This window comes from Mycobacterium xenopi (genome assembly GCF_009936235.1).
GTDB lineage: Bacteria > Actinomycetota > Actinomycetes > Mycobacteriales > Mycobacteriaceae > Mycobacterium > Mycobacterium xenopi.
In genome coordinates this window covers 4,061,753-4,086,538 of the sequence record NZ_AP022314.1, presented here as the reverse complement: position 1 = coordinate 4,086,538, position 24,786 = coordinate 4,061,753, and the positions used below count along the sequence as shown (strand labels likewise).

General features: G+C 67.8%; 26 protein-coding genes, 3 tRNA genes and 1 pseudogene. 20 read left to right on the top strand and 10 right to left on the bottom strand.

Translation table 11 applies throughout. From position 1 onward, the window contains the following. Positions 1 to 9 precede the first annotated feature (9 nt). The gene (locus MYXE_RS19500) at positions 10 to 726 is read right to left on the bottom strand and encodes an MBL fold metallo-hydrolase (protein WP_085198118.1); all 717 of its coding nucleotides are present in this window, start codon (positions 724 to 726) and stop codon (positions 10 to 12) included. A gap of 97 nt (positions 727 to 823) precedes the next feature. On the opposite strand from MYXE_RS19500, the gene MYXE_RS19495 reads away from it, so the two are divergent. The 12 genes from MYXE_RS19495 (at position 824) to rplA (ending at position 5,835) form a co-directional block, all read left to right on the top strand. Next, positions 824 to 1,033 carry a type II toxin-antitoxin system VapB family antitoxin gene (locus tag MYXE_RS19495; RefSeq protein WP_085198121.1) on the top strand — a complete coding sequence of 70 codons (210 nt, stop codon included), beginning with the start codon at positions 824 to 826 and terminating at the stop codon, positions 1,031 to 1,033. A 122-nt stretch (positions 1,034 to 1,155) separates the two neighbouring features. After that, positions 1,156 to 1,228, top strand: a tRNA-Thr gene (locus MYXE_RS19490). Positions 1,229 to 1,281: 53 nt separating this feature from the next. After that, a tRNA-Met gene (locus MYXE_RS19485) sits at positions 1,282 to 1,355 on the top strand. Between the two features lie 33 nt (positions 1,356 to 1,388). Then, a complete protein-coding gene (gene rpmG, locus MYXE_RS19480) occupies positions 1,389 to 1,556 on the top strand; it encodes a 50S ribosomal protein L33 (protein ID WP_048890310.1) in 168 nt (55 codons plus the stop codon). 76 nt (positions 1,557 to 1,632) lie between these two features. After that, positions 1,633 to 2,085, top strand: coding sequence for a (3R)-hydroxyacyl-ACP dehydratase subunit HadA (gene hadA, locus MYXE_RS19475; protein ID WP_415624494.1), 453 nt, complete (start codon positions 1,633 to 1,635; stop codon positions 2,083 to 2,085). Beyond that, entirely contained in the window at positions 2,072 to 2,500 is a 429-nt protein-coding gene (hadB, locus tag MYXE_RS19470) for a (3R)-hydroxyacyl-ACP dehydratase subunit HadB (RefSeq protein WP_048890308.1), read from the top strand. Before hadA ends, hadB begins: the two co-directional genes overlap by 14 nt. A gap of 2 nt (positions 2,501 to 2,502) precedes the next feature. After that, on the top strand, positions 2,503 to 3,006 hold the full coding sequence (gene hadC, locus MYXE_RS19465) for a (3R)-hydroxyacyl-ACP dehydratase subunit HadC (RefSeq protein ID WP_085198128.1): 504 nt from the start codon (positions 2,503 to 2,505) through the stop codon (positions 3,004 to 3,006). A 137-nt stretch (positions 3,007 to 3,143) separates the two neighbouring features. Next, positions 3,144 to 3,216: transfer RNA gene (locus MYXE_RS19460), tRNA-Trp, on the top strand. Between the two features lie 132 nt (positions 3,217 to 3,348). Then, positions 3,349 to 3,744 (top strand): preprotein translocase subunit SecE, encoded by a 396-nt coding sequence (gene secE, locus MYXE_RS19455; protein ID WP_003921199.1) that lies wholly within the window; start codon positions 3,349 to 3,351, stop codon positions 3,742 to 3,744. Positions 3,745 to 3,777: 33 nt separating this feature from the next. Next, positions 3,778 to 4,533 carry a transcription termination/antitermination protein NusG gene (gene nusG, locus MYXE_RS19450; RefSeq protein ID WP_085198131.1) on the top strand — a complete coding sequence of 252 codons (756 nt, stop codon included), beginning with the start codon at positions 3,778 to 3,780 and terminating at the stop codon, positions 4,531 to 4,533. Between the two features lie 37 nt (positions 4,534 to 4,570). After that, a complete protein-coding gene (gene rplK, locus MYXE_RS19445) occupies positions 4,571 to 4,999 on the top strand; it encodes a 50S ribosomal protein L11 (protein WP_085198133.1) in 429 nt (142 codons plus the stop codon). Positions 5,000 to 5,127: 128 nt separating this feature from the next. After that, on the top strand, positions 5,128 to 5,835 hold the full coding sequence (rplA, locus tag MYXE_RS19440; protein ID WP_085198135.1) for a 50S ribosomal protein L1: 708 nt from the start codon (positions 5,128 to 5,130) through the stop codon (positions 5,833 to 5,835). 10 nt (positions 5,836 to 5,845) lie between these two features. Here rplA and MYXE_RS19435 read toward each other — a convergent pair whose 3' ends face one another. The 8 genes from MYXE_RS19435 to MYXE_RS19400 all read right to left on the bottom strand — a co-directional run bounded on the left by MYXE_RS19435 (position 5,846) and on the right by MYXE_RS19400 (position 13,385). Further along, positions 5,846 to 7,057, bottom strand: a complete 1,212-nt coding sequence (locus MYXE_RS19435) for an RNA polymerase sigma factor (protein ID WP_085198138.1) — start codon at positions 7,055 to 7,057, stop codon at positions 5,846 to 5,848. Between the two features lie 8 nt (positions 7,058 to 7,065). After that, the gene (locus MYXE_RS19430; RefSeq protein WP_085198213.1) at positions 7,066 to 7,764 is read right to left on the bottom strand and encodes a YciI family protein; all 699 of its coding nucleotides are present in this window, start codon (positions 7,762 to 7,764) and stop codon (positions 7,066 to 7,068) included. Between the two features lie 150 nt (positions 7,765 to 7,914). Continuing rightward, positions 7,915 to 8,811: a cyclopropane mycolic acid synthase family methyltransferase gene (locus MYXE_RS19425; RefSeq protein ID WP_085198215.1), complete on the bottom strand. Its 897-nt coding sequence runs from the start codon at positions 8,809 to 8,811 to the stop codon at positions 7,915 to 7,917. A 119-nt stretch (positions 8,812 to 8,930) separates the two neighbouring features. Then, positions 8,931 to 9,794 carry a cyclopropane mycolic acid synthase MmaA2 gene (mmaA2, locus tag MYXE_RS19420; RefSeq protein ID WP_085198139.1) on the bottom strand — a complete coding sequence of 288 codons (864 nt, stop codon included), beginning with the start codon at positions 9,792 to 9,794 and terminating at the stop codon, positions 8,931 to 8,933. 99 nt (positions 9,795 to 9,893) lie between these two features. Then, positions 9,894 to 10,841 (bottom strand): alpha/beta fold hydrolase, encoded by a 948-nt coding sequence (locus MYXE_RS19415; RefSeq protein ID WP_085198141.1) that lies wholly within the window; start codon positions 10,839 to 10,841, stop codon positions 9,894 to 9,896. Then, a complete protein-coding gene (locus tag MYXE_RS19410) occupies positions 10,831 to 12,192 on the bottom strand; it encodes an ABC1 kinase family protein (protein WP_003921207.1) in 1,362 nt (453 codons plus the stop codon). Before MYXE_RS19410 ends, MYXE_RS19415 begins: the two co-directional genes overlap by 11 nt. Before the next feature lie 53 nt (positions 12,193 to 12,245). After that, complete coding sequence (locus MYXE_RS19405; RefSeq protein WP_003921208.1) at positions 12,246 to 12,848, bottom strand: DinB family protein; 603 nt, start codon at positions 12,846 to 12,848, stop codon at positions 12,246 to 12,248. 6 nt (positions 12,849 to 12,854) lie between these two features. Further along, on the bottom strand, positions 12,855 to 13,385 hold the full coding sequence (locus MYXE_RS19400; protein ID WP_003921210.1) for a nucleotidyltransferase: 531 nt from the start codon (positions 13,383 to 13,385) through the stop codon (positions 12,855 to 12,857). A gap of 11 nt (positions 13,386 to 13,396) precedes the next feature. Between MYXE_RS19400 and MYXE_RS19395 the strand changes: the two are divergent. The 6 genes and pseudogenes from MYXE_RS19395 to rplL all read left to right on the top strand — a co-directional run. After that, positions 13,397 to 14,044 (top strand): annotated as a pseudogene (locus MYXE_RS19395) (endonuclease/exonuclease/phosphatase family protein); the annotation flags it as partial. A gap of 77 nt (positions 14,045 to 14,121) precedes the next feature. Beyond that, positions 14,122 to 18,264, top strand: a complete 4,143-nt coding sequence (locus tag MYXE_RS19390; RefSeq protein WP_085198144.1) for a glycoside hydrolase family 38 N-terminal domain-containing protein — start codon at positions 14,122 to 14,124, stop codon at positions 18,262 to 18,264. Further along, positions 18,261 to 18,869 carry a DUF7158 domain-containing protein gene (locus tag MYXE_RS19385; protein ID WP_003921216.1) on the top strand — a complete coding sequence of 203 codons (609 nt, stop codon included), beginning with the start codon at positions 18,261 to 18,263 and terminating at the stop codon, positions 18,867 to 18,869. The genes MYXE_RS19390 and MYXE_RS19385 overlap by 4 nt, the downstream gene beginning before the upstream one ends. Positions 18,870 to 18,873: 4 nt before the next feature. Then, the gene (locus MYXE_RS19380; RefSeq protein ID WP_085198146.1) at positions 18,874 to 19,779 is read left to right on the top strand and encodes an ROK family protein; all 906 of its coding nucleotides are present in this window, start codon (positions 18,874 to 18,876) and stop codon (positions 19,777 to 19,779) included. Between the two features lie 352 nt (positions 19,780 to 20,131). Beyond that, positions 20,132 to 20,680 (top strand): 50S ribosomal protein L10, encoded by a 549-nt coding sequence (gene rplJ, locus MYXE_RS19375; RefSeq protein ID WP_003921218.1) that lies wholly within the window; start codon positions 20,132 to 20,134, stop codon positions 20,678 to 20,680. 36 nt (positions 20,681 to 20,716) lie between these two features. Then, positions 20,717 to 21,112 carry a 50S ribosomal protein L7/L12 gene (rplL, locus tag MYXE_RS19370; protein WP_003921219.1) on the top strand — a complete coding sequence of 132 codons (396 nt, stop codon included), beginning with the start codon at positions 20,717 to 20,719 and terminating at the stop codon, positions 21,110 to 21,112. On the opposite strand, the gene MYXE_RS19365 is transcribed toward rplL, so the two are convergent. Further along, complete coding sequence (locus MYXE_RS19365; RefSeq protein WP_232061656.1) at positions 21,105 to 21,815, bottom strand: TetR/AcrR family transcriptional regulator; 711 nt, start codon at positions 21,813 to 21,815, stop codon at positions 21,105 to 21,107. The two genes, rplL and MYXE_RS19365, sit on opposite strands and share 8 nt — an antisense overlap. Positions 21,816 to 21,885: 70 nt before the next feature. Between MYXE_RS19365 and MYXE_RS19360 the strand changes: the two genes are divergently transcribed. After that, complete coding sequence (locus MYXE_RS19360; RefSeq protein WP_085198152.1) at positions 21,886 to 23,409, top strand: carotenoid oxygenase family protein; 1,524 nt, start codon at positions 21,886 to 21,888, stop codon at positions 23,407 to 23,409. A 118-nt stretch (positions 23,410 to 23,527) separates the two neighbouring features. Further along, positions 23,528 to 24,604 carry an ABC transporter ATP-binding protein gene (locus MYXE_RS19355; protein WP_112650236.1) on the top strand — a complete coding sequence of 359 codons (1,077 nt, stop codon included), beginning with the start codon at positions 23,528 to 23,530 and terminating at the stop codon, positions 24,602 to 24,604. Positions 24,605 to 24,786 lie beyond the last annotated feature (182 nt).

Genomic DNA, 24,786 nt, shown 5'->3' with positions numbered 1-24,786 from the left:
CGCTGCGCTTCAGCCGCCCATCAGCATTCGCCACTGATCCAGGTTCGAGGCGCGGTAGACGTAGTTGGAGCGCTTGACCTCCGACAGCGAGGCACTCGGCTCGGCCGAATACCAATGCCCGGGAAACACTGTCGGGTCGCCGGGCAGCTTGGCCAACTGCTGCAGGCTGCGGTACATCTCGTCGGAGTCGCCGCCGGGAAAGTCGGTGCGCCCGCAGCCTTCCAGAAACAGCGTGTCCCCGGCGACCAGTCGCCCGTCGAGCAAGAAGCACTGGCTTCCCGGTGTGTGGCCGGGCGTGTGCAGCAACTCGATCTCGATGTCGCCGACACGGACCTTGTCGCCGTGCCAGTGCGCGGTCAGGTCGTCCATGCTGATCCCCGTGACACGCGAAACCCACAGCGCCTCATGGGTATTCACGTGTACCGGGACGTTGGTGCGCTCCAGCAGCTCGGATAGCCCCTTGAGCTGGAAGCCCATCATCGTACCGCCCACATGGTCGGGATGGTGGTGAGTGACCAGCACCCCCGACAGGTGCATCCCGTCGTGTTCGAGCGCGTCGAGCAGATCCCCGGCGGCGTAGGCCGGGTCGACCACCACCGCCTCGCCGGTCTGGCGGTCGCCGATCAGGTAGGCGAAGTTGCGCATCTGCGTCGCGAACATGTCGCCGCGGGCGAAGTCGCGACCGGAAAGCAATTGGCGAAAATACAGCCGGTCCGAATCTGGCACGCCTTCCAGACTAGGACCGGGCGGACGTCGAAGCAGAGGCACCGGGGTTTGCGCCCTTAACTGGTTGACGGCGTGGCTAACTGGGTATCGTTTGGACATGGCGCTTCGGAAGTACGAGATCCAGATCGATGAGGAGCTCCTCAACGAGGCAATACGCCGATACCACGTTCACGGCCCACGGGAAGCCGTCCACCTCGCGTTGCGGACCCTCGTCCGCGGATCCGACGAGGAAGACCTTTCGCTGGAGGAAGAAGACCCGTACGGTCTGAGCGCACTCGACCCGCATCGAGCCGGGGAGAAGGGCTGACCCCGCGGTTGGCTTGAGCGGCCGGTTTTGTCCGATTCGCGCCGGCTCATGGTTTGGTCGCGCTATGGCGCAGGCTGTACCCTCTTTTAGGCCCGCGGCACGGCTCGGTCGCTTCGGGTGATGCCCCCTTAGCTCAGTCGGCAGAGCGTTTCCATGGTAAGGAAAAGGTCAACGGTTCGATTCCGTTAGGGGGCTCGGCGGACGCCGAGCAGGCTGGCGGCCCAAAAGCAAGGGCAACGCGGCCCTGGGGCGATGTAGCTCAGTCGGTTAGAGCGAACGACTCATAATCGTTAGGTCGCCGGTTCGAGTCCGGCCATCGCTACAAGACAAAACGGATCAGTGAAAGAGAACTGACGTGGCCTCCAGCACCGACATTCGACCGAAGATCACTTTGGCGTGCGAGGTGTGCAAGCACCGCAACTACATCACCAAGAAGAACCGGCGCAACGACCCCGACCGGTTGGAGCTGAAGAAATTCTGCCCCAATTGCGGCAAGCACCAGCCGCACCGAGAGACACGGTAGCCCTGACCCACACGCGGTTACGCAGGCTGGCTAGGTAAGGTTACGGCTCGTGTCGCTGTCTTCCAAGTTGGTCGGGATGCACTATCGTTACCCCGACCACTACGAGGTCGAGCGGGAGAAGATCCGCGAATACGCCGCCGCCGTCAAGAACGACGACCCGATGTTTTTCGAGGAGAAAGCCGCCGCTGAGCTAGGCTATGACGGTTTGCCAGCGCCGCTGACGTTCATCTCGGTGTTCGGCTATCAGGCGCAATCAGCGTTTTTCGACTTCGCTAACATCGCGATCCACGAGGCCCAGGTGGTCCAGGTCGACCAGGTGCTCAAATACCTCAAGCCGCTCAAAGTGGGCGACAAGCTCTACTGCGACGTGTACGTGGATTCGGTGCGCAGGGCGCACGGCACCGACATCATCGTCACCAAAAACATCTGCACCAACGATGCCGGAGAGTTGGTAATGGAGACCTACACGACCCTGGCCGGTCGTGCCGGCGAGGACGGAGAAGAGGGATTTTCTGATGGCGCTGCGTGAGTTCAGCTCGGTGAAAGTGGGCGACCAGCTTCCGGAACGGACCTACCCGCTGACCCGCCAGGACCTGGTGTTCTATGCGGGGGTCTCCGGTGACTTGAACCCGATCCACTGGGACGACGAAATCGCCAAACATGTGGGGCTCGACACCGCCATCGCGCACGGCATGCTGACCATGGGCATTGGCGGCGGCTACGTCACGTCGTGGGTGGGTGACCCGGGCGCGGTGACCGAGTACAACGTGCGGTTCACCTCCGTGGTGCCGGTGCCCAACGACGGCAAGGGCGCTGAGATCGTGTTCAACGGCCGGGTGAAGTCGGTGGACCCGGAATCCAAGTCGGTGACGATTGCGCTCACCGCCACCACCGGGGGCAAGAAGATCTTCGGTCGCGCGATCGCATCAGCGAGGCTGGCCTAACCATGGGGGCGATCAAAACCGATGTCCGCGGGATGATCTGGCGGTACCCGGACTACTTCGTGGTGGGCCGCGAACAAATCCGCGACTTCGCGCGGGCGACCAAGTGTGACGACCCGGCCAGCTTCGACGAGGACGCCGCCGCCGAACTGGGCTACGACAACATCGTCGCACCGCTGACCTTCACCAGCATTTTCGCCCGGCTGGTCCAGCAGGACTTCTTCAAGCACGTCGACACCGGCTACGAGACCATGCAGATCGTGCAGGTCGACCAGAAGTTCATCTACCACAAGCCGATCAAGGCCGGCGACAAGCTGTGGGCCCGCATGGACATTCACTCGGTGGACGAGCGGTTCGGCGCCGACATCGTCGTCACCAGAAACCTGTGCACCAACGACGCTGGCGAACTGGTGCTGGAGGCCTACACCACGTTGATGGGCCAGCAGGGTGCGGGCTCCACCATGATCAAGTGGGACAGGGAATCCGGGCAGGTCATCCGGATCGCGTGATTAGTCACTAAGACCTGCTCCGATGTACACTCGGACCTCGGGGTTTGCCCATCACCAGCGCGCTGTCCGGTTACCTGACGGGTAGCGCGCGCGTCATGTAAGCCCCGCAGCAATGCAGGTTGGCCGGCCAACCTCGAAGGGGCGTAGCTCAACTGGCAGAGCAGCGGTCTCCAAAACCGCAGGTTGCAGGTTCAAGTCCTGTCGCCCCTGCTGACGGGGAAGGCGTGCGGTGACGATGCGGGCCGAGACGGCCCCGGGGAACCGGACAATTGGATCCGTGTCATGGTGGACACTGGAGGGTGGCCATAGGCGGCACGGACGAGGCGGACAAAGGAGCAGGCGGTGAGCGACGAGCGCGTCGGTGCCGACGCCGGCACCGACATCGAGGAGCGGCGCGGCGGCCGCACGGCCGTGGTGACGCGGCCGCAACGGCCCACCGGCAAGCGGTCGCGGGTGCGCGCGGATGCCGCCGGCACAGCGGTCGACCTCGCCAAGAGCGGCGTGGACACGAAGGTCAAGACCGCCAAGAAGGTGTCCGGTCCGTCCCGCAACCCGTTTGCGTTCGTCTACGGCTACCTCAAGCAGGTCGTTGCCGAGCTGCGCAAGGTGATCTGGCCCAACCGCAAGCAGATGATGACCTACACCTCGGTGGTGCTGGCATTTTTGGCGTTCATGGTGGCGCTGATCGGGCTGGCGGATTTCGGCCTGGCCAAGCTGGTGCTGCTGGTGTTCGGCTAGGGCGCGCGAAGTTATCAGAGAGGACGAAGAACCGTGACTACCTTCGACGGCGACATGCCCTCGGGTGAGACGGTCGACCTAGCGGAGGCGGCAGAGGCTAACCCCGACGTGGTTGCTGACGACGCCGTTGCGGCCGAGGAGCAGGGTGCTGGCGAGCCGGCCGAGGAGCTCGACCCGGCCGAAGCGCTCAAGCAAGAGCTGCGCAGCAAACCCGGGAAGTGGTATGTCATCCACTCCTATGCGGGCTACGAGAACAAGGTGAAAGCCAACCTCGAGACCCGCGTACAAAACCTCGACGTCGGCGACTACATCTTCCAGGTGGAGGTACCCACCGAGGAAGTCACCGAGATCAAGAACGGCCAGCGCAAGCAGGTCAACCGCAAGGTATTGCCGGGCTACATCCTGGTGCGCATGGAACTCACCGACGACTCCTGGTCCGCGGTGCGTAACACCCCGGGTGTTACCGGGTTCGTCGGCGCGACCTCCCGGCCGTCGCCGCTGTCGCTCGACGACGTCGTGAAATTCCTGCTACCGCAGAAGGCGGCGAAGAGGCCGGCCAAGGGCGCGGCGGCTGCCGCGGCTCCCGCCGAGGGCGGGCTGGAGCGGGCTCCCGTCGAGGTCGACTACGAGGTCGGCGAGTCGGTCACCGTCATGGACGGGCCGTTTGCCACGCTGCCGGCCACGATCAGCGAGGTCAACGCCGAACAACAGAAACTCAAGGTGCTGGTGTCCATCTTCGGTCGGGAGACACCGGTGGAATTGACCTTTAGCCAGGTCTCCAAGATCTAGCCGCCGGATCGCCGGCAACGAGCCCAGAAAGGAACACATGGCCCCGAAGAAGAAAGTCGTCGGGCTGATCAAACTGCAGATTGAAGCGGGACAGGCCAACCCTGCGCCGCCGGTCGGCCCCGCGCTCGGCCAGCATGGTGTGAACATCATGGAGTTCTGCAAGGCCTACAACGCGGCGACGGAAAACCAGCGCGGCAATGTGATCCCGGTGGAGATCACCGTCTACGAAGACCGCAGCTTCACGTTCACGCTCAAGACACCACCTGCCGCCAAGCTGCTGCTCAAGGCCGCGGGCGTGCAAAAAGGCTCGGCCGAGCCGCACCGAGACAAGGTGGCCAAGGTCAGCTGGGGTCAGGTTCGCGAGATCGCCGAAACCAAGAAGGCCGACCTGAACGCCAACGACATCGACGCCGCCGCCAAGATCATCGCCGGGACCGCCCGGTCGATGGGCATCACGGTCGAGTAGCGCTCGACCGGACGACCACGATGCGGGCCGCCCGTGGCCCGACGAGGAGTCCGACAATTGAACACGAAGTGGGAGGGCCAGCTTCGGCCCGCATCGCAACCACAACCATTGATTGGATGGGTAATTCAATGAGCAAGAAAAGCAAGGCATATCGCGCCGCCGCCGAGAAGGTCGACCGCACCCGGGTGTACTCCCCGCTGGAAGCGGCCAAATTGGCCAAGGAAACCTCGTCGAAGAATCAGGACGCGACCGTCGAGGTAGCTATCCGGCTCGGTGTCGACCCGCGCAAGGCCGACCAGATGGTCCGCGGCACCGTCAACCTGCCGCACGGCACCGGCAAGACCGCCCGGGTCGCGGTGTTCGCGGCGGGGGAGAAAGCCGCCGAGGCCGAGGCCGCCGGCGCGGACGTGGTCGGCAGCGACGACCTGATCGAGAAGATCCAGGGCGGGTTCTTGGACTTCGACGCCGCGATCGCCACGCCCGATCAGATGGCCAAAGTCGGGCGTATCGCCCGGATTCTCGGGCCGCGCGGCCTGATGCCCAACCCCAAGACCGGCACCGTCACCAACGACGTGGCCAAGGCCGTCGCCGACATCAAGGGCGGCAAGATCAACTTCCGGGTGGACAAGCAGGCCAATCTGCACCTCGTCATCGGCAAGGCGTCGTTCGACGAGAAGCGGCTGGCGGAGAACTACGGCGCCGCGATCGACGAGGTACTGCGCCTCAAGCCGTCGACGTCGAAGGGCCGCTATCTGAAGAAGGTCACCATGTCGACGACCACCGGCCCGGGCATTCCGGTCGACCCGACGATCACGCGCAACTTCGCCGAAGTGTAGCTTTCCGCCGCTAGCCGCCGCATTCGGCGATGCGGCGGCGCAGGAAGTCGCGGCTGGGCTCCGAGCCGTTGGCCTGCAACGCTTTTCGATACCAGACGAGCGCTTCGTCGGGCCGGCCCGCGCGGCGCAGCAGATCGGCGCGGATCGACGGCACCACGCGGGCCGCTCGCGGATCGTCGGCCACTTCCTGCAACGTCGCCAGCCCGGCGTGCGGCCCGTCGCGCAATCCGATCGCCAACGCGCGGTTGGCGCGCACCACCGGCGAGTCGGTCAACTGCAGCAGCCGGTCGTAAGCCGCGCAGATGCCCGGCCAGTCGGTGTCTTCCCACGACGGGGCTGTGGCGTGCAGCGCGGCGATCACCGCCTGCGGCAGGTAGGGGCCGGTGGACCCGTGAGCCAGCCGCAGCCGGTCCAAACCCCGGGCAATGCGGGCCCGATCCCATCGGCGGCGGTCCTGCTCCTCCAGCGGCACCAGCGCCCCGTCGGTGTCGACCCGCGTCGCTCGGCGCGAATCATGAAGCAGCACAAGGGCTGCCAGCGCATGTGCCTCGCGCTCGGCGGGCATCAGCGCGCACAGCTCGCCGGCCAGCCGGACTCCTTCGTCGCAGAGTTCGTCGCGGATGGCCGACGGGCCCGCCGTGGACCAGTAGCCCTCGGTGAAAATCGAGTAGATGCAGCCAAGCACGTGCGGGGTGCGCTCGGGCAGCAACTCGGCCGGCGGCACCCGCAGCGGGATATTGGCGTGGCGAATCTTGTTCTTGGCGCGGGTAATTCGCTGGCCGACGGCGGCCTCGGTCTGCAGCAGCGCGCGGGCGATCTCGGCGACGGTCAAACCGGACACCAGCCGCAGCGTCAGCGCCAGCTGCGACGCCCGGTCCAGCGCCGGATGCGCGCAGGTGAACATCATCCGCAGCTCGTCGTCACGCACCGGATGCGGTTCGGTGTGCTCGGTGCGAGCCCGGATCTCGTCGACCACAGCTGCCAATTCCTTTCCGGGACGCGCCGATTCGCGGCGCAGCCGGTCGCGGGCGCGGTTGCGGGCAACCGTTACCAGCCAACCACCGGGATGCTCGGGCACACCGTCGCGCGGCCATGCCCGCAGCGCCTCGGCGCAGGCTTCCTGGACAGCGTCTTCGGCAACAGTGAGGTCACCGGACCAGCGGGCCAGCGTGGCCACGGCCGGACCCCATTCACGCCGAAAGACGCTGTCCAGGTCAGCCATTCGCGGTTCTACAGGTGCGAGACCCCAGCAAGCTGGCGCACCTCGACGGTGGTTGCCGGAATCTGCGACGCGAGTTTCACCGCCTCGTCTCGGTCTGCGGCGCTCAGCACATAGAAACCGTTGGCGATTTCGGCGCCCTCGACGTAGGGTCCGTCGGTCAGCAGCGCCTCGCCGTCGCGGACGCGCACGGTGGTCGCCGTCGCCGGCTCATGCAGCGCGGCCCCGCCCACGATGTGATCGCCGGCCGCGGTCATGAAGTCGCCGTGCCGGGCTGCGACGGTCTGCCACTCCGGTGTGCCGGGGGCAAACGCCGACTGCGGTGGTTCCAGCAGCAGAGCCAGCCAGTGGGTGCCCTCCAGCGGCCTGCTGGGCTGGAACGAGCCAAACATCGGCCAGACTTCGACCGCCCCGTACGCAGCGACCGGGATATCACGCGCCAATGCCAGTGCCTCGTCGAGGTTTTCCGCGTCGAATACGTAGTAGCCGCAGGCCACTTCGGCGGATTCGGGGAACGGGCCGTCGGTGATGGCCGGGCTGTCGGGGCCGCCGGTGATGCGCACCGCGGCCGCCGGCGGTGTCAGGGCATCACCGGCCCGGATTGCCGCGGCCGCCTTGGCGTGGAACTGCTCGAACGCCGTCATCAGTGCGGCCCGTTCGTCGAGCGTGCGGTCCTGCTCCTTGCTGATCAACAGCGCAAAGTACTGCATGGTGCTGTCACCTCCGGTAGTGAGCGGAGCAGGTTGCTCCACTCTCTACCTCTGCGACGAACGACGCGCCGCGAATCCGACAATCGGCCGCGAGAAGACGCAAAACCCTCCCATTTCGGCACGAAATGGTGGATTTTGCGTCTTCTCGCGCTAGCGAACCGCGCCCGGTTTGAGGTAGGTGACCAGGCTGCAGTCCAGCATCTCGTCGGCGAAGTAGTCGCGGCAGCCGCGCAGGTATTTCATGTACCGGTTGTAGACCTCTTCGGAGGCCACCTCGATGGCTTTCTCCCGGTTGGCTTCCAGCGCATCACCCCAGATCGTCAGCGTCTTGACGTAATGCGGCCGCAGCGAAAGTGGTTCGGGCACAATGAAACCGGCTTCCTGGCCGCGTTCGACCATCATCTCGGTGGTCGGCAGCCGGCCGCCCGGGAATATCTCGGTGATGATGAATTTGATAAAGCGTGCGGTCTGGAAGTTGACCCTCTTGCCGCGCATCCTCGGGTCGTGCGGGTGATAGCTGACGCTGCTTTGCACCGTCATCCGCCCGTCGTCGGGCATGATCGCGTAACAGTTCTTGAAATACGGCACGTAGTTTTCGTGGCCGAAGTGCTCGAAAGCCTCGATGGACACGATCCGGTCGACGGGTTCGTGAAAGTCCTCCCAGCCCTGCAGCAGCACCCGATGTGAGCGGTTGGTGTCGATCGAGTCCAGCACCCGCAGGGAGCGGTCGCGCTGGTTCTTCGACAGCGTCAGCCCGATGACGTTGACGTCGTACTTTTCGATCGCCCGCTTCATCGTGGTGCCCCAGCCGCACCCGACGTCCAGCAGAGTCATGCCGGGCTTGAGGTCCAGCTTGTCCAGGTTCAGGTCGATCTTGGCGATCTGCGCCTCTTCCAGCGTCATGTCCTCGCGCGCGAAGTAGGCGCAGCTGTAGGTCCGGGTGGGGTCTTGGAACAGGCCGAAGAAGTCGTCGGACAGGTCGTAGTGGGCCTGGATATCTTCGGGGCGCGTCCGCGTCGTCGTTGCGCCAGTCGGTTTGTCAGACATGGTCGTCTTGGTCTCCTGGTCGATGTTGGGTGGCTGACGCACGCACGAATTGTCGGGCGGTGACGAGCAACCATACCTGACGTCGACGTCGCCGCCACGGAGTTGCTGGCATTGGGAACCTACTTTTGCAGTGTGAATTGGTTGACGTCGATGTAGCCGGTCCGAAATCCCCTCGCGCACCCGGTCAGGTATTTCATGTAGCGTTCGTAGACTTCTTCGGACTGGATGGCAATGGCCTCGGTTTTGTGTGCCTGCAGGGCGGCTGCCCAGTGTTCGAGGGTCTTCACGTAGTGCGGCTGCAGCGACTGCCTGCGGGTCAGCGTGAAACCGGCTTTGGCCGAGTGCTCCTCGACCATTTCGATCGACGGCAGCCGCCCGCCCGGAAAGATCTCGGTGACGATGAACTTGATGAAGCGGGCCATCTCGAACGTTAGCGGGATGCCGCGCTCGATGCACTGCGGCCCGGTCAAACCGGTGATGGTGTGCAGCAGCATCACGCCGTCGTCGGGCAGCACGTCGTAGGCCATCGTGAAGAAGTCGTCGTAGCGGTCGTGGCCGAAATGCTCGAACGCGCCGATCGACACGATCCGGTCGACGGGCTCGTGGAACTGCTCCCAGCCCTGCAGCAGCACCCGTCGCGAACGGGGAGTATCCATCTCGTCGAACATCTGCTGCACGTAGGCGGCCTGGTTCTTGCTCAACGTCAACCCGACGACGTTGACGTCGTACTTCTCGATCGCCCGGCGCATGGTGGCGCCCCAGCCGCAGCCGACGTCCAGCAGTGTCATGCCCGCGCGCAGGCCCAGCTTGCCCAGCGCCAGGTCGATCTTGGCGATCTGCGCTTCCTCCAGCGTCATGTCGTCACGCTCGAAATACGCGCAGCTATAGGTGCGGGTCGGGTCGAGGAACAGGGCGAAAAACTCGTCGGATAAGTCGTAGTGCGCCTGCACGTCCTCGAAGTGCGGCGTCAGCTTCTCTGCCATGACAGTGGTGCGCCTTTCTGAGGCTTGGCGGCGTTCACCGGTGTCGCTTGGGCCTCCGCGGATGCAGCGTGAACTGGCCGACTGCGTGCTCGAGGCATGCTAACCGACCTGGGCGGCCCTGGCGAAATTGGCTTTGAGCTCGCCGATCACCCGATCCCACAGCTGTTCGGGCAGCTCGTGTCCCATGCCCTCGAACAGCACCAGACGTGCCCCGGGGATGGCCCGTGCGACGGCACGCCCGCCCGAGGGCCGCATCAGCTTGTCGGCCAACCCATGGATCACCACGGTCGGCGCGGTGATCCGCCGGTCGTAGCGGACCAGGCTGCCGCTAGCCAGCACCGCCCCGAAATGCCGTGGTATGCCCCACGGGTAGAAGCTGCGCTCGTAGCCCTCGATCGCCTCCGCGCGGATGCGTTCCTCCGGCGCCGGGTAGGCGGGGCTGCCGATGATGCGGGTGACCCGCACCGCGTTGTCGACGATCACCTCGCGCGGCGAGCTCGGCGGCGGCGCGTTGAGCACCGCCATCAACGCTCGCGGCGCCGGCGGCGGCAGGAAACGCCGGTTGTTGCTGGAGAAGATCACCGCCAGCGAGCGGGTCCGCTCGGGGAAGCGCGCCGCGAAGATCTGCGCGATCATCCCGCCCATCGACGCGCCGACGACGTGGGCTTGTTCGATGCCGAGGTGATCGAGCACTGCGGCGGCGTCGTCGGCCATGTCTTCCAGCGTGTACACCGACTTGGCGCGCAGGCCCAGCCAGAACTTGATCATGTTGACGATCCGGGAGCCACCGGCCTTGCGCCGATCGAACTTGCTGGACAGGCCGACGTCGCGGTTGTCGTAGCGGATGACCCGCAGCCCGTCGGCGACCAGCTTGTCGCAGAACGCCTTGCGCCACAGCAACAGCTGCGCGCCCAGGCCCATGATCAGCAGTACCGCCGGGTCGTCGGGGTGACCCATGTCCTCGTAGTAGATGTCCAGCTCGCCCGAGCGTGCTGTGCCGGACCGCACCGGGACGGCGCCCGCGTCGGTCTGCGGTTCATCCGCCATGCGCGACACCGGCGCTATCGGGGTCGTACTCGCGGCTGACCTCGACCATGAAATTGGCGAAGTAGCCGGTCAGCTGCGGGTCCGACATCATCTGCCACTTGGGGGCCAGCAGCTTCATATACCGCTCGACGTAGAGGAACTGCTTGCCGATCAACACCAGCTCGCGGGGCAGCTTCACGTCGTAGGCGTCGGCCAGCGCCGAGAGCTGCCGGCCGATCGCGGCATACGACATCTCGCCCAGCGACTTCATCGTCAACGGCGTGGCAAACGCCTCCAGGTCCTTGGCGGCCTGTTTTTCGGGTTTGGTGGTGCCCACCGCGCCCATCAGCACGACGATCTTGCCGGCGGCGGCGTGGTCCTTTTTGACCAGCAGCGCATACACCAGCTCGCGCAGCAGCCAGCGGGTGCGCGGCTCGATGCGGCCCATGATCCCGAAGTCGAAGAACACGATGCGGCCCTGTTCGTCGACGTAGAGATTGCCGGCGTGCAGGTCCCCGTGGAACAGGCCATGCCGCAGCCCACCCTCGAACAGGCTAAACAGCAGCGCCTTGACCAGCTCGGTGCCGTCGAACCCCGCCTTGCGAATCGCCGCCGCGTCGTCGATGCGGATGCCCTCCACCCGCTCCATGGTCAGGACCCGCTCGGTGGTGTAGTTCCAGTACACGGTCGGCACCCGGATGTTGCGGCCCAGCGGCGAGGCGTGCAAGTGCGCCACCCACGCCTCCATCGACTGTCCCTCCAGGCGGAAGTCCAGCTCCTCGGCCAGGTTGTCGGCGAAGTCGGCGACGATGTCCTGGGCGGAGAGTCGACGGCCCAACTTGGCCAGCTCGACGAGTTGCGCGAAGCGTTTCAGGATCTGCAGGTCGGCGGCCACCCGGCGGCGGATTCCCGGCCGCTGGATCTTGACGACGACGTCTTCGCCGGTGCGCAGCTTGGCGTAGTGCACCTGGGCGATCGACGCGGAGGCGAACGGCTCCTCGTCGAACTCGGCGAACAACTCCGCCGGCTCGGCGCCGAGGTCCTCGACGAACAGCTTGTGCACTTCGGCCGGTTTCGCGGGCGGCACCGCGTCGAGCAGGCTGCGGAATTCGCGGGACAGCGATTCCCCGAACGCACCCGGGCTCGACGCGATGATCTGCCCGAACTTGACGTAGGTGGGCCCCAGGTCGGCGAAGGTTTTGGGCATCTGCTTGATGACCTTCTGCTGCCAGCCGCCACGGCCCGGCAGTTTGGGGATGACGCGGGCGGCGGTACGGGTGATCTGCCACCCCGTCGCACCGATGCGCGCCGCCTCGACCGGCAAGGGCACCCGATCAAGCTTGGCTACCTCGCGGTGTTTGGTGGAGCTCATTTGAGCAAGTGTGCCAAAGGGTCGCTGTCAACTCCCAATCGGCGTGAGCCCGCTCACGTCGTGTCGGAGGACCGCCACGGCGTCAACCACGGCTGAGGTTGCCAATTCTCCCGGGCCGCGATGAGCTCGTACATCGTTGCGCCGTCGATGGTTTCGCGGATGATGTCGGCGTGGCCGGCGTGGCGGGCCAGCTCCCCGACCACGTGCAGGATCACCCACCGCACCGACCAGGCGTCGACGTCCTCGGGAAACCAGGGCACGTTGCGCGGCACCGGCACGGCGGCGTCGAGATCGCACGTGTCGACCAGCCGCAGCGACTCGGCGTTTTGCGCGACCAAGGCGTCGCACAGCCCGGCCAGCGTGTCGTCCGGTGCCATCACATACTCGCCTTGGTAGCTCCTGGCGGCCTCGGCGAACGGCAGGGTGTCGGTGGGCGGGGACCCGGGGGCGGCGGCGACCCGCGCCATCCAATGCCGCTGCACACCGGTGGCGTGTTTGATCAGCCCGCCGATGGACAACGCGCTGACCGTCGGGGTCGCGCGGGCCTGCTCGTCGGTCAGGCCGTAGGACACCGCCAGGAAGGCGCTCTGGTGATAGGCCAGGTACTGGTGCAGCGCGTCACGTTCGTCGGCGACGGGCGGGGCGAGGGCGGGCATGCTGAGCTAGACAGTAATGCCCAGCCGATCGGTGAGCACCAAAAACGCCACCACGAAGTCGTTGTCGGCGGTGTCGGCGCGCACTTGCGGCCAGTCGACTTGTTCGCGGACGGCGCGCATAGCGGGCAGCAGGGCCGCAAAGTCGCAGTGGTGTTCGGTCAGCGCGCACAACTTCTCCACCACCACCTGCGTCGCGGACAGCACCGGCATGCGGATTGCCAACACGTCCTCGAAACGGGCCGCCCGGATCATGGCGGCGTCGACCGGCACTCCGTTGATCCGGTGCAGCACATCCACCACCGCACCGTCGGCGCAGGCCTTGAACAGCCAGTCTTCGGGCGTGCGGTCGATCGTGAACCCGGCGGCGGCCAGCGTCGCCGCCGCCACCTCGACATCCGACTCGGCGACCACGAAATCGACGTCGTGCACCGGCTCCGGTGCGCCGTGCACCCACAGCGCGTACCCGCCGGCCAGGGCAAACAGCAGCCCGTGGGCCTTGAGTGCCGACGCCGCCCGCCGCAGCGCCTCGCGCAACATCCTGCACGGACGACCAGCCGCGCTCGGCGCGGGCGGACTTGACGGCGGTCGCGGCCGAGGCGATGGGCGCGGTGAGCCACCGGTTCGTCGCGGCGATCTCCGGCACGCCGGGAGCCACGTGGATGGCGGCGAACGGCCGAGAACAACCGGGCACCGCCGGGTATGGCATCGCGCTGCTGTCGCGGTTTCCGGCGCTGACCTGGCAGGTGCTGCGGTTGCCGCGGATCCTGGCCAGGTTTCCGATGTATCTGCCGGGACCGCGCCGGGTGCGGATCGTCAACGAGGAACCGCGGGCCGCGGTGATCGCCCGACTCGACACCGATCTGGGGCCGCTGACCGTCGCCAACACCCATCTGTCGTTCGTGCCGGGATGGAACCGTGTCCAGCTGCGCCGGCTGGTGCGCGATCTACGCGGCTTCCCCAGGCCCCGGGTGCTGATGGGCGACCTGAACACCGGTCCGCGCGCGCCGGTCCGCCGGACCGGGTTGCGGCTGCTCGCCATGGCGCCCACCTTCCCGGCCGACAACCCCGACCGTCAGCTCGACCACATCCTCACCGACGACGCCCGGCTGCAGGCCCACGCGTGCGCGGCGCCCCGGCTGGCGATCTCGGATCACCGGCCGCTGATCGTCGAAGTCCGTCGGCGAGCAGACAAGTAGGCACCCGACGCGCCGAGGTTTGAGCGGCCCGTGCGTCTGTTCGTCCGAGGCACCGGCGCCGGTCGTAAAGTGCGGGAATGCGGGTGCTCTCCGCGGAGTCGACGGAGCTGTTCGTCGGACCGCCCGACGCGCCGCTGCAGCTGGCGCGCATCACCTACACCGACTGCGGCCAGCCGACCCCGGTCCGCGTCGACGGCCACGGCCTGGCCGGTGAGGCGGTGGCCCGGCCCGGCCACGGTGTCGTCGAAATCCCGGTCGCGGTCGACGAACCGGTCGTCGGGCGGCGCCGCGCCGCACGAGCGCATGCCGCGGGTGTGGCCGTGCCGTTCACCTTCACCGTCGCCGAGCCCGGCTGGACGGTGTTCATGATCAGCCACTTCCACTACGACCCGGTGTGGTGGAACACCCAGGGCGCCTACACCAGCGTCTGGCAGCCGGACCCGCCGAGCCGGTGCCGGAACGGCTTCGAGCTGGTGCGCGCACATCTGGAGATGGCCCGCCGCGAGCCCGAGTACAAATTCGTGCTCGCCGAAGTCGACTACCTCAAGCCCTACTGGGACACCCACCCCGAGGACCGCGCCGACTTGCGGCGACTGATCGCAGACGGCCGGGTGGAGGTGATGGGCGGCACCTACAACGAGCCCAACACCAACCTCACCAGCGCGGAGACCACGATCCGAAACTTCGTGCACGGCAGCGGATTTCAACGTGACGTGCTAGGCGCCGCACCGGCCACCGCGTGGCAGCTCGACGTGTTCGGCCACGACCCGCAATTTCCCGGCATGGCCGCCGACGCCGGGCTGACCTCGAGTTCGTGGGCGCGCGGGCCGCACCACCAGTGGGGGCCGATGCACAGCGACGCCGGGCTGGCCGGCATGCAGTTCTGCAGCGAATTCGAGTGGATCGCGCCGTCGGGGCGCGGCCTGCTCACCCACTACATGCCCGCACACTATTCGGCGGGCTGGTGGATGGACGAGTCGGCGTCGCTGGCCGAAGCCGAGCAGGCCACCTACCGGTTGTTCGAGGAGCTCAAGCAGGTCGCGCTCACCCGCAACGTGCTGTTGCCGGTCGGCACCGACTACACCCCGCCGAACAAGTGGGTCACCGCCATCCACCGCGACTGGGCGGCCCGCTACACCTGGCCGCGGTTCGTGTGCGCGCTGCCCCGGGAGTTTTTCGCCGCGGTGCGCGCCGAGCTGGACGCCCACGGCTTGGCGCCCTCGCCGCAAACCCGCGACATGAACCCGATCTACACCGGCAAGGACGTGTCGTTCATCGACACCAAACAGGCCAACCGGGCCGCCGAAACCACGGTCCTCGACGCCGAGAAGTTCGCCGTGTTCGCCGGGCTGTTGGCCGGCGCGGACTACCCGCAGGCCGCGCTGGCCAAGGCGTGGGTGCAGCTGGCTTACGGCGCCCACCACGACGCCATCACCGGCTCGGAGTCCGACCAGGTCTACCTCGACCTGCTCACCGGCTGGCGCGACGCGTGGGAACTCGGCCGGGCAGTACGAGACAACTCGCTGGCGCTGCTGTCACAGGCGGTCAGCGGCGATGTCGTAGTGTGGAATTCCTTGGCGCACAAGAGAACTAATGTGGTGACCGTTCGCTTGGACACTCCAGGCAGGGTTTTCGACGCCGACGGCGACGAGATGCCCGCGGTGGTCGAGCCCGACGGACACTCGGTGACGTTTCTGGCTCGCGACGTGCCCTCGCTCGGGTGGCGGGCCTATCGGGTCCTGCCCTGCGAGGTGCTGTCGGGCTGGAAGCCGTTGTCGGGCAACGTGATTGCCAACGAGCACTACCGGCTGAGCGTCGACCCGGCGCGCGGCGGTGGGGTGTCGTCTTGGGTTCACGACGGCCGCGAGCTGATCGCCGAGGGCCGGGTCGGCAACGAGCTTGCCCTCTACGAGGAATACCCGTCGCACCCGAGCGCGGGTGAAGGCCCGTGGCACCTGCTGTCCAAAGGCCCCGTTGTGTGCTCTTCGTCGGAAGCGTCCGAGGTGCGCGCCTATCACGGCCCGCTCGGGCAGCGGCTGGTCATCCGCGGCCGCATCGGCCCGTTGCTGCGCTACACGCAGACGCTGACCCTGTGGCACGGCATCGCGCGGGTGGACTGCCGGACCAGGATCGACGAGTTCACCGGCACCGACCAGTTGCTGCGGCTGCGCTGGCCGTGCCCGGTGGCGGGCGCCATGCCGGTCAGCGAGGTCGGCGACGCCGTCGTGGGCCGAGGCTTCGCGCTGCTGCACGCCGACGGCCGGGCGGTGGACACCGCACGATATCCCTGGACGCTGGACAACCCGGCCTACGGCTGGTTCGGGCTGTCCTCGGCGGCGCGGGTGCGGGTGGGGGACGCGGTGCGGGCGGTGTCGGTGGCCGAGGTGGTGTCGCCGACGGAGACGACGTCGGGTCCGCTGGCACGCGCGCTGATGATCGCGCTGGTGCGCGCCGGGGTCACGGCCACGTGCAGCGGCGCCGACAAGTCCCGCTACGGACACCTCGGCGTCGACTCCAACTTGCCGGACACTCGTGTCGCGCTGGGCGGCCCCGACCAAAACGTGTTCACCAAAGCGGTGCTGGCCACGGCCCACCCCGCCTACAGCGCCGAACTCGACCGTCAGCTCGAGCAGACCGGCCGGGCCAGGGTGTGGGTGCCCGCCGTCGCGCCGCTGGCCACGGCCTGGGTGCCCGGCGCCGACCTGCGCGAGCCACGGGCGCTGCCGGTGCTGGTGATCGCCGGCCGCGACGACTCCGACCTGGCCGCCGCGGTCGCGGCGCTCACCGACGACCTCGCCGACGCCGAGGTCGTCGTCAGCCAGCAAGTGCCCGCCCAGCTGCCGCCGTTCGAGGCGCGAACGGTGGCGCTGCTCAACCGCGGGGTGCCCAGCTTCGCCGTCGACACCGACGGCACCCTGCACACCGCGCTGATGCGCTCCTGCACCGGCTGGCCGTCGGGTATCTGGATCGACGAGCCGCGCCGCAGCGCGCCCGACGGCTCGGGCTTCCAACTCCAGCACTGGACCCACGACTTCGACTACGCGCTGGTCGCCGCCCGCGGCGACTGGCGACACGCCGCCCTCCCGGCCCGCAGCGCGGAGTTCTCCCATCCGCTGCTCGCCGTGCCGGCCGGCGCGCGCACCGGCCGGCTTCCCGCGATCGGGTCGCTGCTGCACGTCGAACCGGCGGGCGTGGTGCAACTCGGCGCGCTGAAAGCCGCCGGCAACCCGCTGGCCCGCGGGCGGGCAAAGCCCGTCGACCCCGCCGTCGTCGCCATGCGGCTGGTCGAAACCCACGGCAGCGACACCGGGGTCCGCGTCGGCTCGACGCTGGGCACGGTGTCAGGCGTGTGTTCGGCGGACCTGCTGGAAGACCGGCGGCCGCATCAGCCGGCCAGCGTGCTGCACGGCTACCAGATCGCCACGCTCACCGCCCGCCTCGAGATGCCCCAGGTGCTCGACGCCCAGGCCGCCCTGGGACCGGAAGCCGAAGCCGCGCAACCCCTTTACGCGCGCTACTGGCTGCATAACCGCGGCCCCGCCCCGCTCGGCGGGCTGCCCGCCGTCGCCTACCTGCACCCGCACACCGTGGCCGCCGAGCCGGGCTCCGAGGTGGTGCTGCGGCTGACCGTGGCCAGCGACTGCACCGATACCGAGGTGCGCGGCACCCTCACCCTGGTATGCCCGCACGGCTGGGTGGCCGGCCCCGGCCAGCTGCCGGTGACGCTGCGGCCCGGCGAATATCGGGAAACCGACGTGGCCGTAGCCATGCCCCCGGGGACCGAGGCAGGGCTCTACCCGATCCGCGCGCAACTGCGCATCACCGGCGACGGGTTGCCTTGCGCATGGCGACAAGTCGTGGAAGACGTGTGCACGGTCGCCGTCGACGCCCCAACCGGCCAGCGACTGGTGTACCTCGTCGACGGGCCGACCGACGTCGAACTCGCTGCCGGTGCGTGCGCGCGGCTGAGCGTCGTCGTCGGCACCGACGCGCACGCTCCCCTGGCGATCGAGGCCCATCTGATCAGCCCGTGGGGCACCTGGGACTGGATCACCCCGGCAGCCTGCGGCGCGGTCTTGCCCGCCCGCGGCACGGTCAGCCTCGGTTTCGACGTCACGCCACCGGCGGGGGCCGCGCCCGGCGAATGGTGGGCCCTGGTCCGGGTTGGGTGTGCCGGCCAGCTGCTGTACTCACCCGCGGTGAAAGTGAGGATCCGATGATCGTCGCGACGGTCGGGGCTGTGGCAGTGCCGGTCGAGGAGGTCGACGCCCGCGAAACCCGGCTGCGGCACGGCCCGCTCGCCTCGTCGTTACCGGCCCGCGACACCAGTGAGGGCCGCCAGCTGCGCCGCTGGTTGACCCAGCTGATCGTGACCGAACGACTGATCGCCGCCGAAGCCGATGCCCGCGGCCTGACCGCGGCCGACGCCCCCGCCGAAGCCGAGGTGCTGCCCGATCTGACGGCCCGGCTGGAGATCGGCAGCATCGCCGCGGCCGCGCTGGCCGACCCGCGGGCCAGGGCGCTGTTCGCCCACCTGACCGCCGCGGTCGAGGTCAGCGACGACGAGGTGGCCGACTACCACGCCCGCAACCCGATGCGATTCGCCGCCGCCGCGACCCGCCCCGACGGCTGGCGCGCCCCGGCCGCTGCGGCCCCACCGTTGGCGCAGGTGCGGGCCGCGATCACCGCGCACCTGCGCGGCGCCGCTCGGCGCCGCGCCTTCCGGATGTGGCTCGACGAACGCCGCGCCGCGCTGGTGCGGCTGGCCCCCGGCTACGAGCACCCGGGCGACCCGCGTCAACCCGACCACACCCACCGGCACTGATCGCATGCTCACCCTCGCCCTCGATGTCGGCGGCACCACCATCGCCGCCGGTCTCGTCGACCCGGCCGGCGCGCTGGTGCACACCGCCACCCGTTCCACTCCGAATTCCCCACGCGCCGAAGATGTTTGGGTCGCCGTCGAGGAGATGATCGCCGCGGCTTTGGGGGCAGCGCAGGGCGCGGTGGGCGCGGTGGGGGTCGCGTCGGCCGGTCCCATTGACCTGCCCAGCGGCACCGTCAGCCCGATCAACATCACCGGCTGGCACGGCTTCCCGCTGCGCGACCGGGTCGCGGCCGCCGTGCCCGGCGTGCCGGTGCGGCTGGCCGGCGACGGACTGTGCATGGCCGTGGGCGAGCACCGCTACGGCGCCGGGCGCGGCGCGCGCTTCCTGCTCGGCATCGTGGTGTCCACCGGCGTCGGCGGTGGTCTCGTGCTGGACGGCTGCGGGTACGGCGGGCGCACCGGCAACGCCGGACACGTCGGCCATGTGGTCGTGGACCCCGGCGGTCAGCCGTGCTCCTGCGGCGGGCGCGGCTGTGTCGAGACCCTGGCCGCCGGACCGGCCCTGGTCCGGTGGGCACGCGTCAACGGTTGGGACGCTCCGCCGGGTGTGAGCGCCAAAGAGCTCGCCGATGCCGCGGTTGACGGCAATCCGGTTGCGGTGCAAGCCTTCCGGCACGGCGCCGAGGCGTTGGCGGCGACGATCGCCTCGGTCGCGGCGGTCTGCGACCTCGACCGCGTCGTCGTCGGCGGGGGAGTGGCCAACGCGGGCCCGTTACTCTTCGACCCGCTGCGTGCGGCGCTGGCCGAGCACACCGGCCTGGCCTACCTCAGCGGCCTGCGGGTGCTGCCCGCCGAGCTCGGCGACAATGCCGGGTTGATCGGGGCGGCGACACTCGCGGGATCGTGAGCCGGGTGGGCGAGCCGTTTACGGGCAGTCGAGCGAGCACGTCGGGTGGCGACGCCGACGGTTGGCGCTGCTGGCCGCGGGCGATCCGAGCGCCGTTTTGGCTGATAAGCGACGCCACGCTATTGTGGTGGCCGGTCCACCGAAGACCGTCGGTCACCGAGAATCGGTTGAAAGCCCGGGAACATCCCGGCGGCCCACGCAGGAGGACGAGGCCATTGCGTCGGCACTGCCGACCGTGTGCGCCCCGACCGCATCCTGCGGCGGGGCGTTCGTGGTTTCCGGGGCCGGTGTCTACTGGTCAAAGCCGTGGACGGGCAACGACTTTCACGTCAGCACACGTCAGGAGGCAGGCATGGTCAGGGCTGAGAAGGCCACCGCCGTCGCAGACATCGCGGAGCGGTTCAAGGCCGCAACGGCGGCCCTGATCACCGAATACCGCGGGCTGACGGTCGCCAACCTCGCTGAACTGCGCCGCGCGCTGGGCACGTCGGCCACCTACTCGGTGGCCAAGAACACGCTGGTCAAACGGGCCGCTTCGGAGGCGGGCATCGAGGGGCTCGACGAACTGTTCGTCGGACCGACCGCGATCGCCTTCGTCACCGGTGAGCCGGTCGACGCCGCCAAGGCCATCAAGACCTTCGCCAAGGAGCACAAGGCGCTGGTCATCAAGGGTGGCTACATGGACGGCCACCCGCTGACCGTCGCCGAGGTCGAGCGCATCGCCGACCTGGAATCCCGCGAAGTGCTGCTGGCCAAGTTGGCCGGAGCGATGAAAGGCAACCTCGCCAAGGCGGCAGGGCTGTTCAACGCGCCGGCCTCGCAAGTGGCCCGGCTTGCCGCAGCGCTGCAGGACAAGAAACAGGCCGCGCCCGCCGCAGCGCCAGACACCCCGGCCGAATAACCCCCGCCGTCCCCGCACCAAGGAAGGACCCACACCATGGCAAAGCTGTCCACCGACGAACTGCTCGACGCGTTCAAAGAGATGACACTGCTGGAGCTCTCCGACTTCGTCAAGAAGTTCGAGGAGACCTTCGAGGTCACCGCCGCCGCCCCGGTCGCGGCGGTAGCCGCGGCTCCCGGCGCCGCACCGGCCGCCGCGGAGGAGGCTGGTGAAGAGCAGACCGAGTTCGACGTCATCCTGGAGTCGGCCGGAGACAAGAAGATCGGCGTGATCAAGGTCGTCCGCGAGATCGTCTCCGGCCTGGGTCTCAAGGAGGCCAAGGACTTGGTCGACAGCGCGCCCAAGCCGCTGCTGGAGAAGGTCGCCAAGGAGGCCGCCGACGAGGCCAAGAGCAAACTCGAGGCAGCCGGCGCCACCGTCACGGTCAAGTAAGTCGGCTCAGCCGACCCAAACCTGAAGCCGCGGCCTGCGCCGCCGCCCGCTGCGACTGCTCCACGCGTTCCGGTGAATCACCCAGCGCCACAAGCAGATTCGCTGTTGCGGAGGCGAGCACAGGGCCGACGGCGCCGTTGCCGGCGGCGTAGTGGCCGGCCAGCTCGAGCATCACGAACCCGTGAATCAACGCCCAAAATTGGGCGGCTATCGCCACTACCGCGGCGTCGTCGTCGGCCGAGCCGGCGGTGATGCGGCCCGCCAGCATCGACCGACGCACGGCCCGCACCAAGTGCGCAAAGCTGGGGTAGCGATCGCTGATCTCGGCCACGCTCAACGCGAGCAGATTGTGGGCCGGCGCATTGATGCCGTGCGCGCTGGTGCTGCCGAACATCAACCGGTACATGTGTGGGCGCTCCAGGGCGTAGCGACGGTAGGCGATCCCCGTCGCCACCAGGTCGGCGACCGGGTCAGACGTCAGCGGCACCGCCAGTGCCGCTGCGAACTGGCGCAAGCCCTCCTCGGCGACCGCCGCGATCAAACCGCGCATCCCGCCGAAGTGGGTGTACACGGCCATCGTCGAGGTGCCGGCGGCGCTGGCCACCTTGCGGGTCTGTAGCGCATCGGGGCCCTGGTCGTCGAGCAGCCCGACAGCTGCGTGTAACAGCTTGTCCCGCCCGCTCGGCTCGGTCTGCGACGTCATCGTTGCCATCCTCGCACAGCCGGGGTACAGTGCAATAACACCGTTATAGCACTGTTATAGGAGGTGTGCGTTGACCGCCACGTCTGCGTCAGCGAGCCCCCGGAGCGCCGGATCCGTAAACCCCTACCTGGAGGGGTTTCTCGCACCCGTCCGCCGCGAATTGACCGCCGTGGACTTGCCGGTCACCGGGCACATTCCCGAGTATCTGGACGGGCGCTATCTGCGCAACGGGCCCAACCCGGTCGCCGACGTCGACCCCGTCACCTATCACTGGTTCAGCGGCGACGGCATGGTTCACGGGGTGGCGATACGCGACGGCAAGGCCCGCTGGTATCGCAACCGCTGGGTGCGCAGCCCGGCCGTATGCGCGGCCCTCGGCGAGCCGGCACCGGCCCGGCTCGACCCGCGTGCCGGCATGTTGTCGCTGGGCGCCAACACGAACGTGCTCACCCACGCCGGGCGCACCCTGGCGCTCGTCGAAGGCGGGGTAGCCATCTACGAGCTCACCGACGAGCTCGACACCGTGGGCAGCTGCGACTTCGACGGAACATTGGCCGGCGGCTACACTGCTCACCCCCACCGCGATCCGGCAACCGGGGAGCTTCACGCGGTGTCGTATTCGTTCGCGCGCGGGAACACGGTCCAATACTCGGTGATCGATGTGCAGGGCCGGGTCCGCCGCACCGTCGACATCGACGTCGGCGGATCGCCGGCGATGCACGACTTCTCGCTGACCGACAACTACGTCGTCGTCTACGACCTGCCGGTGACGTTCGATCCGGTGCAGGTGCTGCCGGTGAAGGTTCCGCGCTGGCTGGGCCTGCCCGCCCGGCTGGTGCTGCAGTCGCTGATCGGGCGGGTCCCGACGCCCAGCCCGATCACGGCGCGGATCAACCGCAACCCCAAGCGCAGCGACCGCTACCCATACGCGTGGAATCCCAGGTATCAAGCTCGCATCGGGGTCATGCCCCGCGACGGCGACAACGCCGACGTCCGCTGGTTCGACATCGAGCCTTGCTACGTGTTCCACCCGCTCAACGCCTACTCGGAAGTCCGTGACGGCGCCGAGGTCCTCGTCCTCGACGTCGTGCGCTATGACCGGATGTTCGAGCGTGACCTGCGCGGCCCCGGCGACAGCCGCCCCACCTTGGACCGCTGGACGGTCAACCTGGCCAGCGGTTCGGTGACCACCGAACGCCGCGACGACCGTTCGCAAGAGTTCCCCAGGATCAACGAGAATCTGACCGGCAGCCGGCACCGGTTCGGCTACACCGTCGGCCTCGACGACGGGTACCTCTCCGGCGGTGTGGCCGCGATGCGCACGGCGCTGTACAAGCACGACTTCCAGACCGGGTTCACGGCTGTCGCCAACCTTGACCAGGACTTGCTGCTCGGAGAAATGTGCTTCGTGCCGGCGCCATCAGGCGGCCACGCCGAAGACAACGGCATCCTGATGGGTTACGGTTACCACCGCGGTCGCGACGAAGGTCAACTGCTGTTGCTCGATGCCCAGACCTGCGAACCGGTCGCCACTGTGCACCTGCCCCAGCGGGTGCCCATGGGCTTTCACGGCAACTGGGCGCCGAACACCTGACGCCGTCCAGGTCGGGACGCCACCGCCCCAAGGCAATGGTTGACCGGTTGCGCTACAGTGACACATACCACAGGCCATGGGCAGGTGGCGGGGAGTCAGGCCGTCGGAAGGATTTCGCATGGGTATCGCGATCGAGGTTGAGGGACTCACCAAGTCCTTCGGACCCCAGCGGATCTGGGAAGACGTCACGTTGGATATCCCCGCCGGCGAGGTCAGCGTGCTGCTGGGCCCGTCGGGTACCGGTAAGTCGGTGTTCCTGAAGTCGTTGATCGGGCTGCTCAAGCCGGAGCGGGGCTCGATCATCGTCGACGGCACCGATATCACTGAGTGCTCGGCCAAGGAACTCTACGAGATCCGGCGGCTCTTCGGTGTGATGTTCCAAGACGGTGCGCTGTTCGGGTCGATGAACATCTACGACAACACGGCGTTCCCGTTGCGTGAGCACACCAAGAAGAAGGAAAGCGAAATCCGTGACATCGTCATGGAAAAGCTGGAGATGGTCGGTCTTGCCGGTGACGAGAAGAAGTTCCCCGGCGAGATCTCCGGGGGTATGCGCAAGCGCGCCGGGCTGGCCCGCTCGCTGGTGCTGGACCCCGAGATCATCCTGTGCGACGAGCCCGACTCCGGTTTGGACCCGGTGCGCACCGCGTATCTGAGCCAGCTGCTGATCGACATCAACGCCCAGATCGACTGCACGATCCTGATCGTCACGCACAACATCAACATCGCGCGCACCGTGCCGGACAACATCGGCATGCTGTTTCGCCGCAAGCTGGTGATGTTCGGGCCTCGTGAAGTGCTGTTGACCAGTGACGAGCCGGTCGTTCGGCAATTCCTCAACGGCCGCCGCATCGGCCCGATCGGCATGTCGGAGGAAAAGGACGAGGCCACCATGGCCGAGGAGCAGGCCCAGGTCGAGGCCGGCCACCACACCGGCGGCGTGGAAGAGGTCGAAGGCGTACCGCCGCAGATCACCGCTACCCCCGGCATGCCCGAACGCAAGGCAGTCGCGCGTCGTCAGGCGCGGGTCCGCGCAAACCTGCACCTGCTGCCCAAGAGCGCCCAGGAAGCGATCCTCGACTCGCTGGAGGGCACCCACAAGTACCCGACACACGAGTTGCCCGACGAGGTGGGCACCGGCCGTCATCGCGGGGACGAAACGTCGACCGCCACCATGCCCACCCAGCGGCAGTAACTGACAGTCCGGCGCCAGCGCGCCCGTCCGGAAGGAACGGTGCTCGACAACTTCACGACAACTTGGCGCGTCACCACTTGACGGACGGGCGCAAACGGGTCAGTCTGTTGGGCAGCATGCGTGCACGATCGGTCGAGACGCCAGCCAGCGCCCGATACGTCGATATGGTTCGTGCACGGTAG